General features: G+C 41.5%; 10 protein-coding genes and 3 pseudogenes. 2 read left to right on the forward strand and 11 right to left on the reverse strand.

Translation table 11 applies throughout. The annotated features are described in order from the left end of the window. Positions 1-256: 256 nt before the first annotated feature. Positions 257-411 (forward strand): annotated as a pseudogene (locus tag DWY79_RS23150) (site-specific integrase); the annotation flags it as partial. A 212-nt stretch (positions 412-623) separates the two neighbouring features. Here DWY79_RS23150 and DWY79_RS23155 read toward each other — a convergent pair. The 11 genes and pseudogenes from DWY79_RS23155 to DWY79_RS20110 form a co-directional block, all read right to left on the reverse strand. Beyond that, a pseudogene (locus DWY79_RS23155) lies at positions 624-1,064 on the reverse strand (ATP-binding protein). A 331-nt stretch (positions 1,065-1,395) separates the two neighbouring features. Further along, positions 1,396-2,742, reverse strand: a pseudogene (locus DWY79_RS20065) (aspartate kinase). A gap of 28 nt (positions 2,743-2,770) precedes the next feature. After that, the gene (locus tag DWY79_RS20070; protein ID WP_005868605.1) at positions 2,771-4,489 is read right to left on the reverse strand and encodes an ATP-binding protein; all 1,719 of its coding nucleotides are present in this window, start codon (positions 4,487-4,489) and stop codon (positions 2,771-2,773) included. A gap of 10 nt (positions 4,490-4,499) precedes the next feature. Further along, positions 4,500-5,621, reverse strand: a complete 1,122-nt coding sequence (locus DWY79_RS20075; protein ID WP_005868607.1) for a sensor protein KdpD — start codon at positions 5,619-5,621, stop codon at positions 4,500-4,502. Between the two features lie 13 nt (positions 5,622-5,634). Continuing rightward, a complete protein-coding gene (locus DWY79_RS20080) occupies positions 5,635-6,405 on the reverse strand; it encodes a hypothetical protein (RefSeq protein WP_005868608.1) in 771 nt (256 codons plus the stop codon). 32 nt (positions 6,406-6,437) lie between these two features. Then, on the reverse strand, positions 6,438-7,019 hold the full coding sequence (locus tag DWY79_RS20085; RefSeq protein WP_122370205.1) for a K(+)-transporting ATPase subunit C: 582 nt from the start codon (positions 7,017-7,019) through the stop codon (positions 6,438-6,440). Between the two features lie 80 nt (positions 7,020-7,099). After that, positions 7,100-9,139 (reverse strand): potassium-transporting ATPase subunit KdpB, encoded by a 2,040-nt coding sequence (gene kdpB / locus DWY79_RS20090; RefSeq protein ID WP_005868612.1) that lies wholly within the window; start codon positions 9,137-9,139, stop codon positions 7,100-7,102. 16 nt (positions 9,140-9,155) lie between these two features. Beyond that, positions 9,156-10,865 carry a potassium-transporting ATPase subunit KdpA gene (gene kdpA / locus DWY79_RS20095; RefSeq protein ID WP_121773181.1) on the reverse strand — a complete coding sequence of 570 codons (1,710 nt, stop codon included), beginning with the start codon at positions 10,863-10,865 and terminating at the stop codon, positions 9,156-9,158. Positions 10,866-10,892: 27 nt separating this feature from the next. Then, positions 10,893-10,973, reverse strand: a complete 81-nt coding sequence (locus DWY79_RS23430; protein ID WP_080504992.1) for a potassium-transporting ATPase subunit F — start codon at positions 10,971-10,973, stop codon at positions 10,893-10,895. A 371-nt stretch (positions 10,974-11,344) separates the two neighbouring features. Next, positions 11,345-11,536: a helix-turn-helix domain-containing protein gene (locus DWY79_RS23435; RefSeq protein WP_009017080.1), complete on the reverse strand. Its 192-nt coding sequence runs from the start codon at positions 11,534-11,536 to the stop codon at positions 11,345-11,347. 35 nt (positions 11,537-11,571) lie between these two features. Continuing rightward, entirely contained in the window at positions 11,572-12,045 is a 474-nt protein-coding gene (locus DWY79_RS20110) for a hypothetical protein (RefSeq protein WP_122370207.1), read from the reverse strand. Positions 12,046-12,746: 701 nt separating this feature from the next. Here DWY79_RS20110 and DWY79_RS20120 point away from each other — a divergent pair. Continuing rightward, positions 12,747-15,008: a bifunctional alpha,alpha-trehalose-phosphate synthase (UDP-forming)/trehalose-phosphatase gene (locus tag DWY79_RS20120; RefSeq protein WP_121961336.1), complete on the forward strand. Its 2,262-nt coding sequence runs from the start codon at positions 12,747-12,749 to the stop codon at positions 15,006-15,008. Positions 15,009-15,011 lie beyond the last annotated feature (3 nt).

The raw sequence follows: 15,011 nt of genomic DNA on the forward strand, positions 1-15,011 counted from the left end.
CACCACTTTTTAAGAAAGAAAAACGATGTAAATCCCTGAATTTCAAAGAAGTTTAGGGATTTTTCATTTTCAAGAATAGGTAAAATAAGTGGGACTAAAGCAAACTATACATCCTTATTCGGGGGACGGTTTTAGAAAGCCTAAAATGTTACACAGCACAAGTGCTACTTCGTTTTTTTACAGCACGTTGATCTATTTTACATAACCGGGTTCTCGGTTCGATTTCCTAATTTTGTATCATTAAAAATTGAGCTGTATGGAAAGAGAAATATTCAGCGTGTTGTTCTTCATCAAGCGTAGTAAACCGTTAAAAACGGGAAAGTACCTCTGCGTGTGAAATTCTATCAGATTTACCAAGACTTGGAATTGGAGGAAAAGATTGTCTCCGCACGTGCCATAGTAAACCGCTATTAGGGAAAGGACGAAACTTTCAAAACATTATACAATGTGTTCAAGGAGTATAACGACAACTTGGAAACTCCAATGAAACAGATCCCCAATGTCCAACTTAAATTGACCCCCGATTTATTTTTCCTAAAACACAAAAAATCATCACATAATCAGCTTATTAGTTCTCTATTTGTGCTGGGTTTATAATTTTTATTTACAGCCAATATAGTCATTCATTTCTTCCTGCAAATTTTGCGTATGGACTCTCCGTGTAGCTCAATTCTTGCGGCTTGGTGAGTTATTCTGTACATGACTGCGCCGGCTATTGTCTCCTTGCCGATGACATCATACTTGTCTTTGACCGGCAATTGTGATGTAATCAGTGTTGATTTCTTACCATATCGGTCTTCGATGATGTCCATCAGATGCATTCTGCTTCCGTTGTCCAACGGTTGCAAGCCGAAATCATCCTGTATAAGCATATCCGTCCTTTCTATCTTTTTCAGCTCCTACAGGATGCTACCTTTTACCTTGGTGGCCTTCAACTGCCCTAAAAGTCTGGAAGTATTGGCATACAGCACTTTCAATCCTTTCTGGCAGACTCTGTATCCCAAGGCTGTGGCAATGTAGCTCTTTCCTGTACCGGAGCTTCCCATGACAAACAAGTCGCACACCTCCTTGACAAATCTTGTTCATGCTGATTGATTTATTGGGAATACTATCTGTTTTGTCTATTTAATAGATTAATGTAGAATTATGAACTGATTCTGTAACTCTTTTAATGTTTTTTGGGTGGGGCAATTTAAATTGGATTTTGGGGAACTCTTTAGATAGGACAATGGGGGGACAGTTTATACCAAATTTTCCACCTGTCAATACACAGAAGAATTTTCATTGTTTATTACCGAAAAATAGAAGCAGTCTCTACAAAAAAAGACTGCTTCTGCTTCATTTCTAAAACAAATCAAAAAACAAATATGCTCAACTATTAATCTTAATTTTCTTTTAAGAAACGGATGATAACACAGGTTTGTCTGATACGGAAAACAAGTGTTCACTAAGCGCCTTCAAAGCATGCACTTTATCTTCCGCTTTCATCACCAACGATACATTACTACTACTTCCGCCGTATGAAATCATCCGTACGGGAATATCTTTCAATGCATTGATGATGCGTGCCTCAAAACCGACATTTTGCCATTCTAGGTCACCAACAACACAAACAATCACCATATTCTTTTCGACTGTAATCGTTGCGTATTTCCGTAATACACCCACAATCTCGTCTATATGCTTGTCATCATCAATCGTTACGGAAACCCCGATATCGGAAGTGGTCACCATGTCCACCGGCGTATTGTAATTATAGAACGTATCAAACACGATGCTCAGAAAATGAGGTGTCGGTATCGTATGGAGCGACTTGATCTTGACATACGTGATGTTGTCTTTGGCGGCAACAGCTTTGATCGTACCCTTTTCCACCGTATTCGAGATCAATGTACCCGACGCATTTGGCTGCAATGCGTTCAAGAGGCGTACCGGTATGTTCTTTTCCTTGGCAGGCAGGATGCAAGTCGGATGTAGTATCTTGGCACCGAAATGTGCCAACTTAGCGGCTTCGTCGAAGTTCAACTGCCTAACAGGAGCGGTGTCATTGACAAACCGTGGATCGTTGTTGTGCATCCCGTCAATATCCGTCCATATCTGTATCTCTTCTGCTTGGATAGCCGCTCCAATTAGAGAGGCGGTGTAATCGCTTCCTCCTCTTTCCAAGTTGTCAATGCTGCCGTAAGCATTCCGGCAGATGAAACCTTGCGTAATATATATTTCTGCCTCTTTGTTTTGCTCCAAAAGTGTATTTAGGTGTTTAGCGATATATTCCATGTCCGGTTCATTGTCCATTGTAATTCGCATGAAGTTCAACGCAGGCAATAAAACTACCTTCACTCCTTATTCTTCCAGATAGCAGGTCATCAGAAAGGTTGATATTAGCTCACCCTGCGCCAAGATTTCCTTTTCATCGAACATGCTGAAAGGCATATTAGAGAAAGACCAGACATGTTGAGACCGTTCAAGCATGTATTGCATGGCCCTTTCTTTGTAGGTATCGCTTTGGTATAATTCTTCTATATGATTGACATAAGCTTGTTCCAAAGCAGAAAGGATCGCATTGGCTTTTCCCGGATCTTTCTTATGGAAACACTCAGATATCTCCACTAAAGAGTTTGTTGTCCCTGCCATGGCAGAGAGTACTACTATTTTCTGTTCCTGATCGCAAATGATTGATGCGACATTCTTGATCCGCTGGGCAGAACCGACTGAAGTACCACCAAATTTTAATACTTTCATTAGACTATCTGATTTTTGATTTTACTTTTTATACATTGAATCTGATCACGAACGTGCTACCTTTACCGACTTCGCTTTCGATACGGATCGTACCACCATGAGCTTCCACAAAGTCCTTGCTGATGGCAAGTCCCAAACCGCTACCTTGTACTTTTGTTCCCGGCACACGGAAATAGTGGTCGAAAATACTTTCGTGGTAACGCGAGTCAATGCCCTTTCCGAAGTCCTTGACATAGATCTCGACGGCTTTGTCGATCTGTCGTGCACCGATGATAATCCGTCCGTTCTCCGACGAATAACGGATGGCGTTCGATAACAGGTTGGTCACAACCCAAGCAATTTTCTCGCTGTCGACAAACAATTTGGTGATCTTTTCAGGATACTCCACTTCGATCTGACAGTTAAAACGCTCGGCCTGTACCCGGTTCGCCTTGATGGCATAGTCGATCAGTTCGATCGGTTTGGTAATCTTCGGATTCAGGTAGAGCTTACCGCTTTCTACCTGTGACATCTTCAACAATTCGCCAGTGATCTCCAACAAACGGTTGCTATTTTCCTTTATGTTCTTGGAAAGGCTCTCCTGTTCTGTATTCAGTTTTCCGATCCGATTGTCTTCCAGCAGTTCCAAGCTCATCATGATAGCCGATATCGGTGTCTTCAGTTCATGAGAGATCGTTGAAATAAAGGTTGTCTTTGCAATATCTTTTTCTTTAAATTCGGTCACGTTCTTCAACAGGATCACATCCCCGACATACTTACCCTCCAGTCCAGTCTGCCTGTTAACGTTGATCGGGATGTATTTTACTTGAAAATAGCTTTCCTTGTTGTCCGCATAGATTTTCAACGGATCCTTATTGTCATCGGGATGTACCAACTGGCGGATCAAACGGCGCAGCAGATCATTTTTTAACGCCACTTCGGGAGCCGGTTTGTCGATAATGTTTTCCCGTGTCAAATTCAAAACAGTCAAAGCCTCGTCATTGACAAACAAAATCTTCCGTTCCTTACTCAAGCCTATGATAGGTTCTGCAATGCTGTTGATAATTGTTTCTATATATTTTTTCCCTTGCAGGATATCTTCCAGCGAACTGTTCCTGTATTCGGCCAAGCGCTCGGCCATCTCGTTGAACAACGTGGCTATTTCCTTAAACTCCGGTTCATTGCCCAAATTGAGCCGTTTGCTGTAATTGGCATTGGTGATTTCCTTGATGCCATCCGTCAATTTCCGGATCTGTACGCTGACCGAGCGTGGCAGGCGAGCCAGAAAGAGGAAGGCGATCACGATACAAGCGATCCCTACCGTCCAGATCCAAAAGAGAGACCTTTCCGCCGTGTGGACAGCCACTTCATTCTTCTCATAAATGGCAGACATATTGACTGCCATAATGGTATAAATCGTCTGGCGTATCTGCCGAATCGATTCATCATCCATGTCATCCAACGCCTTTTCACAGTTCGAACTTAATCGGTTAGTCAGTATGTCTTCATCCTTCTCTGTCAGATTTTTTTTCTGAGCTTCCAACCCGGCCTCAAACTCTTTTCGGGCATTCGGATTTTCCCGAATGGCATCCAGTGACTCGAGCATCTGACGGGAATAAAGGAGTGAATTATAATTATCCGCTAGGATATTCTGCGTGTCATCCGATACATTATGAATGTTTTTTATAGCCAATCCACCTAATAAAGTGATCAGGACAAATAAAAGTCCTATCCCATAAGTCAACTTTGTTTTTATATTCATATTCATGGAAGGATTTTTATGCTAATATTATTAAATCAATGCCTAATTGAGCCAACTCTTCTAACATGTTCCGATAGTGAACCATCGCAAGGATAGCGGAAGGATATTTTAAAGCTGGTCGTCCGATACATAGCGTACTGATTTGCTTTTCTTTACAAACCTGTACGATCGCATCCGTTATATGTGGGGATTGCACTTGAATGATTTCTCCTCCAAGTTCCGTTGCCAACTTGAAATGGTTAAGCAAATGCCTTTGACTTGCCAACGGAATCCTGTCGGAACTTTCTCTTGGGGTTTGTACATACAGTACAAAAAACTTGGAATTATATCGGGTTGCCAACCGTGCGACTTTCCGTATGATCTTACGGGGAGTTTTCTCATTACTGCTGATGCAGGCCATAAACCTTTCGTGGCGTACACCGAGATTCTCTGGAATGGTATTCTCCACTTTTTTTTCTACCCGCAAAGCTACCTCTTTCAATGCCAACTCCCTAAGCTGAAGAATATGTTCAGCCTTAAAGAAATTATTTAATGCTGTTTGTATCTTATCGGGTTTGTATATTTTTCCGGCTTTTAACCGAGCCAGCAATTCGTCAGCGGTAAGGTCTATGTTGACCACTTCATCAGCCTGCTCCAGTACGATATCAGGAATACGTTCCTTGACCTCAATGCCAACCACGTCCTGCACCATCTCGTTAAGTCCTTCTATATGCTGAATATTGACCGCCGTGATCACACTGATACCGGCATCCAGTATATCCATGACATCCTGCCAACGCTTTTCGTTCTTACTGCCTTCGACATTGGTATGAGCCAATTCGTCAACGATGACAACTTCAGGATGGATACTGAGAATCGACTGCAAGTCCATCTCTTCGATCTCTTTTCCTTTATAAAATATCTTGCGGCGGGGGATGATAGGCAATCCTTCCACCAATGCCTCCGTCTCGACTCGCCCATGTGTTTCTATATAACCGATCTTGACATCGATACCGCTTTCCAGTAATTGGTGGGCATCTGATAGCATCCGATACGATTTACCTACACCGGCAATCATGCCGATGTAGATTTTAAAATTGCCACGACGAGACTTTTTCAACAAATCTAAAAAATGTTGTACACTTTGTTCTCGGTCCATGCGTATTATTATATCAAGGTCTTAAAGAAATTCCCAAGACAAGATGGGCATCCTCCATACGAGGGTTCCAAATTGCCTGTGTAAAAATAGGTAATGAGAAAGAATCCGTGATTTTGATATCTTTCGTTGCTTTCAATGCAACATTCGTTACTGCAAATCCACTATTTACATCACCTCCATACGTAGTTATTCCCGCATCATACGGAAGAACACCACAAGTTGCATTCAGATCGACGCCCTTCACTGTGAATGGAAAATTCAACTCCACATAAGAAGAATAGTTTTGGTTTCCATTTTCATCTTTGTCTTGACCGGCAAACATGAAATTCCAAGTGATAGACAAAGGTAACTTCTCAATAGGCAAAGTGTAAGCCAAACCTGCTTCAAAATGGTGATCTGTTTCATGGCTTTTGAAGTTAAAATAACGGCAAGAGCCTTGCCCTGCCCACCATAAGCTAGCGACAGACAATGTAGGACCAGCTGATCCGAATGTATACGCTGCCGTTAAATCTATCTCTTTAGCAGCAGGCATAGATGTAGAGTTTGCTCCCTGAAAATCGGTAGATCCCCAGGCTGTCAAAGAGAAATTACCTACCCCCAGTGATAGTGTCGGCTGGAAGCTAGCACCAGTCTGGTAGAAACCACGCCAAATATAGGAACTTACCAAATCTCCCTGTACAGAAAAACTTACTTTACCATCCTCTTCCTGTGCATTAGCCAACGTAGAAGATGCCATTGAGAATACAACTGCCAAGGCTGCTACTTTTTTTACGAATGATTTCATAACCTAAATCTAATTGACTTATTAAAAATTTGTTATTTGTTATTTGATGCTTGATCAAGCGCAACATTTAATTTCAATACATTTATTTTCTCCGTTCCGAACATACCCAATAACGGTTTCTCAACATGAGAATTGACGATACCCATTACCTTTTCTTCCGACCATCCACGAGCGTCCGCTACACGTTTGGCCTGTGCATAAGCGGCTTTCGGTGAGATATGGGGATCCAAACCGGAACTGCTGGCCGTGATGATTTCAGCCGGAACTTTTTCACGGGTTAGGTAAGGATGATGAACCAAGAATGTATCAATACGTTCTTCCAACAAAGCTAAATGTTCTTCATTGGAAGGTCCCTTGTTACTACCTGCCGAACTGGATGCATCGTAACCGTCACCGGCATGGGAAGGACGTCCCCAGAAATAAATATCTTGCGTGAAATTCTGACCAATATTGGCGGCCCCCACTACTTTTCCATTCAATGTAACCAGTTCGGCATTACCCTTATTCGGTCCTGCCACTTGGGCAAACAACCACAAAACGAAAATGTAGAAAACACTGAAGAACAAACAAAATGCAATTGTCAGTCTTAATGATTTAAAAAGATTTGATATCATAATGAATTATTGTTTTATTTTTTTAACCTTCCTCCTATCTTCATACAGAGGGAGGAAGGTTTTTAATATTGATTTTACTTTTACATGAATAAACTTACAATCATATCTATCAACTTGATACCAATGAACGGGGCAATTACACCGCCCAAACCGTAGATCAGCAAGTTGCGACGAAGCAATGCGGAAGCACCAATCGGTTTATAAGCCACACCACGTAATGCCAGAGGGATCAGAATCGGGATGATGATCGCATTAAAGATGATCGCACTTAGGATCGCTGATTCCGGACTGTGCAGGTGCATGATGTTCATCGGGGCCAATGCCGGGATCGTAACCATGAACAGAGCTGGTACGATAGCGAAATACTTGGCCACGTCGTTAGCGATACTGAAAGTAGTCAGCGTACCGCGAGTCATCAGCAACTGTTTACCGATTTCGACAATCTCGATCAGTTTCGTTGGGTCGTTGTCCAAATCAACCATATTACCAGCTTCCTTGGCAGCCTGCGTACCACTGTTCATTGCGACACCAACGTTTGCCTGAGCCAAGGCCGGGGCATCGTTCGTACCGTCCCCCATCATGGCGACCAGCTTACCGTTTTCCTGTTCCTTACGGATATAGTTCATCTTGTCTTCCGGTTTGGCTTCGGCGATATAATCGTCTACACCAGCTTTTTCAGCGATATATTTTGCGGTCAACGGGTTATCACCGGTTACCATTACCGTCTTCACACCCATCTTACGCAAACGTTCAAAACGTTCTTGAATCCCCGGTTTGATGATATCCTGTAATTCGATCACACCGATGATGAAATCATCCTGTGAAACAACCAGCGGAGTACCGCCGTTACTCGTGATCTTCTGAACCAAATCGGCCACCTCTTTCGGATATTTGTTGCCGGCAGCCTCACTCATCTTACGAATAGCATCAAAAGCTCCTTTACGGATGCGAGTACCGTTTGCCAAATCCACCCCTGAACATTTAGTTTCTGCCGTAAACTTGATCATCTTTGATCCGGATGTATTCAGATCATGTACACGTACACCTTTTTCACGTCCCAGTTCCACGATTGACTTACCTTCGGGTGTATCGTCAGAAAGAGAGGACAGTAGACAAGCTTGTACAAAAGAGTGTTCGTCAATGCCGGATACCGGATAGAACTGGGTTGCTTTACGGTTACCGATCGTGATCGTACCGGTCTTGTCGAGCAGCAAAGTATCAATGTCACCGGCTGTTTCAACCGCCTTACCGGATTTGGTGATCACATTAGCAGACAACGCACGATCCATACCGGCAATACCGATGGCAGATAACAAACCACCGATCGTAGTCGGGATCAAACAAACGAACAAAGAGATAAAGGCCGCGATCGTAATCGTCGTGTTGGAATAATCAGCAAACGGCTTCAAGGTACCGCAAACAACAACGAATACCAATGTAAAACCTGCCAGCAAGATTGTCAAGGCGATTTCGTTCGGAGTTTTCTGGCGAGAAGCGCCTTCCACCAAGGCGATCATCTTATCCAAGAAACTTTCACCCGGTTCGGTCGTCACTTTCACCTTGATCTGGTCGGACAATACTTTCGTACCGCCTGTTACAGAACTCTTATCTCCACCCGCTTCACGGATCACCGGAGCAGATTCACCTGTGATGGCGCTTTCATCGATAGAAGCCAGACCTTCGATAATTTCACCATCGGAAGGAATCGTGTCGCCGGCTTCACAAATAAAGATGTCGCCTTTCTTCAACTGAGAAGAACTGACCGTTTCGATCTTGTTACCGACACACAATTTGGCAGGAGTTTCTTCCCGGGTCTTACGCAAACTGTCGGCCTGAGCCTTGCCTCGTGCCTCTGCAATCGCCTCTGCGAAGTTGGCGAAAAGCAACGTGGCGAACAATACAATAAACACTAAGATATTGTAACCGAAAGATCCTTGCGTTGTATCACCGGTGGCAGCAGCCCAAATCGTAACAAACAACATGACGAACGTCACCACCTCCACGATAAACATGATCGGGTTACGGAACATCATCCGCGGATTCAACTTAACGAATGATTGCTTCAAACTTTCTATAACGAGCTCCTTTGGAAATAAAGAAGCAGTTTTGTTATTTCTCATCTTCTTAATCTGTCAATTAGTAAATACTAAAATATTCGGCGATCGGGCCTAATGTTTGTGCCGGGAAGAATGACAAGGCAGCAACGATGACGATTACGCAGAATGTCATCACACCGAATGTAACCGTATCAGTCTTTAATGTACCCGCACTTTCCGGAGTGTACTTCTTGTTTGCCAAAAGACCTGCAATAGCTACCTGTCCGACAATTGGCAAATAACGTGAAATGATCAGTGCCAAACCGCAAGTGTAGTTCCAGAAATAGGTATTGTCGCCTAATCCTTCAAAACCGGAACCGTTGTTAGCAGAAGAAGAAGTATATTCATATAACATTTCACTGAAACCATGGAAACCGGGGTTGTTCAACCAGCCACCCTCGCTCTCTACGAATTCAGGGGCATATACCCATACGTAGGAAGAGATAGCCGTAAAGATCAAAATCACGAATGGGTGAGCCAACGAAACGATCGTTGCAATCTTCATTTCTCGGGCTTCTACCTTTTTACCTAAGAATTCCGGCGTACGTCCGACCATCAAACCGCTGATGAATACGGCTATAATCAAGAATGCATAGTAGTTCATGAAACCTACGCCGACACCACCAAACCATGTATTGATCTGCATGTTCAACATCTCCACCATACCAGAAAGAGGCATTGTACTGTCGTGCATACCGTTAACGGAACCATTAGAGGTGACGGTCGTAGTCACAGACCACAAAGCGGTTGCGCCCGGACCCAGACGGGTTTCCTTACCTTCCATAGCACCGCAAGACTGGTCAATACCCATCTCGTCGATTTTCGGGTTACCTGCCATCTCATAGTGAACGTTACAGAATACCCCCAAAAGATAAGCAAACAGCATCACACCATAGATCACATAACCTAACTTTTTACGTTTCAGATAAAATCCCAAAGCAAATACCAATGCCATCGGAATGATCAGAATAGACCAACATTCTACAATATTGGTCAGGTAAGTCGGGTTTTCCAATGGGTGAGAAGAGTTTACTCCGAAGTAACCACCACCATTCGTACCTAACTGTTTAATCGGAACGATTGCAGCTGTAGGACCTTGTGAAACAGTTTGTTCAGCTCCTTCCAATGTCGGGATTGTCATTTTGGAGTCAAAGCCCATCGGCGTACCTTGTATGATCAGGATGAACCCCACGATCAGAGACATCGGGAAAAGGATACGTGTACAGCTGATCACTAAATAGTGCCAGAAGTTGCCGATTGTTTTAGTTGTTTTGGCGGCCATCGACTTCATAATTCCAGCCATGGCAGCCATACCTGTTGCAGCAGTGATGAACTGGAACAACATGATGACGAACAACTGTGTAAAATAAGTCAAACCGCTTTCTCCGCTATAGTGCTGCAAGTTACAGTTAACCATGAAACTAATACACGTGTTGAACGCCAAATCTGGACTTTGTCCGCTGTTCCCATCAGGATTCAAAGGAAGATATCCTTGCGATACCAACAGGATCATACCCCAGAAGAACCAAAATACGTTTATAATAAGCAGAGATTTCAAGAATGCCTTCCAATCCATCTCTTCATTGGGGTTGATACCCGCCAACTTGTAAATAAATCTTTCAATTGGAGCCATGAAACGCATGCAGTCGTTTCCCTCCTTATACACCTTGGCGATATGCTTTCCCAGCGGGTAACTGATAACCAGCAGCAGCAATATCTGCAATGCTACACCTAAAATTTCTGTATTCATCTTTTCACTTAAAAAAACTAATTACCATTAAAACTTTTCGGGCTTAATTAGGACATACATCAAATACCCGAAGATCAATAAGCAAAGTATAAACAGTGCTAAAAACATAATTTAATTCTCCTTTCTTACATTAAATTTTCTCAAACCAGTCCACACACTTGAAGAAAAACCAATAGCATGCTACACCGGTAGCACACAAGAACAAAAATGATAACGTATCTTCCATACTTGTCTTTTTTAATTGTTAATACTATTTATTTGTTTTCCACCCTACTATATGCCAAAGCTGTGCCAAAAAATCGAGTTCTTGCACAATACATTGTTTATCAGTTATATAATCAAAAAATAATATTATTATGTAATATGCTCAATCCTTTTCAAAAGGAAAAAGATATTTTCATTTTGAAAAGGTATATAAAAAACGCAAGCTGCCTGTTTTAGGTAAACCTACCGGGTATGCAAGAACAAAGTGTTCCACATTATAGTCCATAGGCTTCCATCTTCCTATAAAGTGTGGTTAAGGCTATCCCAAGAGGACGAGCAGCTTCGGGTTTGTATCCGTTAGTATGTTGGAGAACTTTCTGAATGTGGTGCTTTTCAACGCTGACTAGGTCCAATTCAATATTATTCCCCGTATTTTCAGATAATTGACATTTCCTTTCCATGGACATCGTTTTATGGCTGCCATATATTTTTTATGATCACTTTAAATCTCACCAAAATCTTTAGATATCTGCCCTGCACAGGCAGGCTTCCAACAATCGAAATTTCTCTTTTTAGCTAAAATCATGTTATTGATTATAGGCAATTCGCAACTTTCGCTGATATATAAAATAGCATGTCCTTGAGCTGTTGTTTTCAATTGTTTTCTTAATGTGTTCCAAGCTTCTGTATCAGAAATAAAATATTGCGATGCGGTAGACTCCGTTTCATACACCAGTTTGTATTCATTCAGCACCAATTCATTTTTCTGATTTGTCTTCTTTTGAGGATAGCATAAATAGGCAATTCCTGTCAAAAGGATGATTCCTGTAAAAGTATTCAGCAGATATTTAAAATAATAATCATTTTCGAAGACATAGAATTCATTGATGCTACCACATATACATACGCTAGCCACTAACAGTAATATTACCGTTATCCGTTGCTTTAAAAATTTCATCCGCATATTCTTTTCCATTTGTATCCTAATTTTTGAAATCAAATCCTTTAAATAAGCCGTGAATAAATTATATCCACGGCTCAAAAAGAAAAAAACAATTCAAGTCTTTACAGAATGAATGGAGAAAAAGATTTTGGTACACATAAAACAACTTTAATTGCAATAATATATAATATGAAACTCATATCCTTCTATGAGCAACCAAGTACTTCTTGCAAGGCCACCATTTTTCAATCCTGTTTTTCAAAATGAAAAAATACCCCAAAACACCAATCCAGCTTGTTACTAGTAACAGAACGATAATCTTGTTTTTGATCCTTTGAGGAACATCTTTTTTTATTAAATTGCTGATTGCCCATACAGAGGCAAGCGAGCCTAACTGATAAATAAAAAATACCATTTTGTTTCTTTGTTGTTCTACATTGTTTCTTATAGCAGACAACCGAAGATGAATATTAATGATACTTTCTTCGGAAATCTAAACTGATAAAGATAATGCCAAAATCAGACCAATTTAAGAACAATAAACATAAATCACTATATATCAATAGATTAAAAATATCAATTCTAAATTGAAAGTAAAAAAAACAACTAAAATGAAAAACACTTTTTCATTTTGGTAATATTACTTAGGCTTCCCTATTTGCAAACATCTGTTTATCAATGACAAATACAAATTGGTATGGATTTTGCTTTGTGTTGTATATAATATTTCAAATATGAGATTATTTATCATTTCGAATAGGTTGCCTGTAAAAGTTACACGTTCCTCCGATGGAAAATTTGTTTTTTCACGGAGCGAAGGAGGGCTGGCTACAGGTTTGAAGTCATTGGACGTTGATTGTGAAAAACATTGGATTGGTTGGCCTGGCGTCTGCGTAGAACAAAAGACGGAAAAAGATGACATTTGCAGTCAATTGGAAAAAAATAATTATCATCCGGTATTCTTATCCGACAGGCAGTATGAAAATTACTACGAAGGATATAGCAACAGTACCCTATGGCCCCTCTGTCATTACTTTTTTGCTTATACGTTATATAAAAAGAACTTTTGGGAATCATATAGGGAAGTCAATGCTGTTTTTTGTGAAGAGATATCTCGGATAGTTGAACCTAATGATTGGGTTTGGGTACAGGACTATCAGTTAATGCTGTTGCCGGGCATGCTCCGTGAGAAGTTTCCCAACCTTCATATCGGGTATTTCCACCATATTCCGTTCCCTTCACATGAACTTTTCCGGATTCTGCCCGAAAGGGTCGAGATCCTGAACGGACTTTTGGGAGCCGACTTTGTCGCTTTTCACATTCACGATTATATGCGTCATTTCATCAGTGCGACGGAACGCATCCTTCATAAGAATTTCAATCTGGATGAAGTTCAAATGAATGATCGTGTAACCCGTGTGGATGCATTACCGATGGGGATAAACTATGATCTTTATCACAATGTGATAGCTGATGACAAAGTCCACCACGCAGTAGAGAAAACACGACTTCTATTTGGAGATCATAAGTTAATCATATCGGTAGACCGACTGGATTACAGCAAAGGAATATTGCACCGTCTTTACGGATTCGCCTCTTTTTTGAAAAATCATCCGGAATATCACGGGAAAGTGACATTGGCGATGGTTATCGTCCCCTCTCGCGACCATGTAGGCAGTTATGCCGAATTGAAAACCAAAATAGACGAGGAGATCGGTTCTATCAATGGAACTTACTCTACCATGAATTGGACTCCGGTATGTTATTTTTATCACGGTTTCTCTTTTGAGGAATTAGTAGCGATGTATTATGTTGCCGATATAGCCTTGGTAACCCCTTTGCGCGATGGTATGAATCTTGTGGCAAAAGAGTATGTCGCTACCAAACAAGATAATCCGGGGGTACTCATTTTAAGTGAAATGGCCGGTGCTTCGGTTGAATTGTCTGATGCTTTATTGATTAATCCAAACGACACGGACCAGATCGAACAAGCCATTTGCCGTGCATTGAAAATGCCATTGGAGGAACAAAGAGAAAGGCTTCAGCGAATGCAAGCCATCCTTTCGGTTCAAACCGTAAACAAATGGGCTGCGGATTTCATGAGAGAATGGCGGCAGACCGCAGAGAAAAACAAACGATTACAAAAGAAAAAGATCTCCGCACAAGACCAGAACGAAATCAAAACATTATATGACCAAGCGAAAAAGCGCTTGATTTTGCTGGATTACGACGGAACATTAACTGCATTCAAAAATCATCCGGAAGATGCAGTTCCAACACCTGCATTACGAGACCTGTTACAGCGTTTTTGTTCTGACTCTCGGAATCATGTAACCATTAATAGCGGGCGGGACCACTATACATTGGAGAAATGGCTGGGAGATCTTCCTCTGTCTTTTGCCGCCGAGCATGGTGCATTTTACAAGGAAAAAGGCGCATGGCATAAAAACATAGGCAATCGAGAGTGGGATTCGGAGCTATTGTTTATTCTAAATTTGTTTGTAAGCAAAACCCCGTACTCTCATCTTGAGACAAAAGAAGCTGCTCTTGCCTGGCATTATAGAGAATCGGACGCCTGGCTGGGAGAGCTGAGAGCGCAACAGCTAACAAAGGCTATAATGCCTGTTTGCCTGAAAAAGGGATTACAAATCATGCAGGGCAACAAAGTCGTGGAAATAAAATCTCCAGAATGCACAAAAGGTTCGGAAGTAGCTCGCCTATTATTGGCTTCCCGCTATGATTTTATACTAGCAATGGGAGATGACACGACGGATGAGGATATGTTCCGGGCTCTTCCAGTATCCGCCATAACAGTTAAAGTTGGAATTGTATCTGAAAAAGCCAAATACAATCTGTCCTCGCAGGAAGAAGTATTGCCTTTTTTGGAAAAACTGTCGGGTGAAGGTGTTAGTTACGGAACGACTTCCAAAAGCATAAAAGGTCAACTGAAAGCCACCGTTGATTTTTTTAAAGGATTGTGGACAAATAAAAAATAATTT

The sequence above is a fragment of the Parabacteroides sp. AF27-14 genome, assembly GCF_003635425.1.
Classification (GTDB): domain Bacteria; phylum Bacteroidota; class Bacteroidia; order Bacteroidales; family Tannerellaceae; genus Parabacteroides; species Parabacteroides distasonis.

Coding starts and splice junctions, on each gene's coding strand:
- DWY79_RS20120 (WP_121961336.1), top strand. CDS start 12,747: ATGAGATTATTTATCATTTCGAATAGGTTGCCTGTAAAAGTTACACGT.
- kdpA (WP_121773181.1), bottom strand. CDS start 10,865: ATGAATACAGAAATTTTAGGTGTAGCATTGCAGATATTGCTGCTGCTG.
- DWY79_RS20070 (WP_005868605.1), bottom strand. CDS start 4,489: ATGAATATGAATATAAAAACAAAGTTGACTTATGGGATAGGACTTTTA.
- DWY79_RS23430 (WP_080504992.1), bottom strand. CDS start 10,973: ATGTTTTTAGCACTGTTTATACTTTGCTTATTGATCTTCGGGTATTTG.
- DWY79_RS20110 (WP_122370207.1), bottom strand. CDS start 12,045: ATGGAAAAGAATATGCGGATGAAATTTTTAAAGCAACGGATAACGGTA.
- DWY79_RS23435 (WP_009017080.1), bottom strand. CDS start 11,536: ATGTCCATGGAAAGGAAATGTCAATTATCTGAAAATACGGGGAATAAT.
- kdpB (WP_005868612.1), bottom strand. CDS start 9,139: ATGAGAAATAACAAAACTGCTTCTTTATTTCCAAAGGAGCTCGTTATA.
- DWY79_RS20075 (WP_005868607.1), bottom strand. CDS start 5,621: ATGGACCGAGAACAAAGTGTACAACATTTTTTAGATTTGTTGAAAAAG.
- DWY79_RS20085 (WP_122370205.1), bottom strand. CDS start 7,019: ATGATATCAAATCTTTTTAAATCATTAAGACTGACAATTGCATTTTGT.
- DWY79_RS20080 (WP_005868608.1), bottom strand. CDS start 6,405: ATGAAATCATTCGTAAAAAAAGTAGCAGCCTTGGCAGTTGTATTCTCA.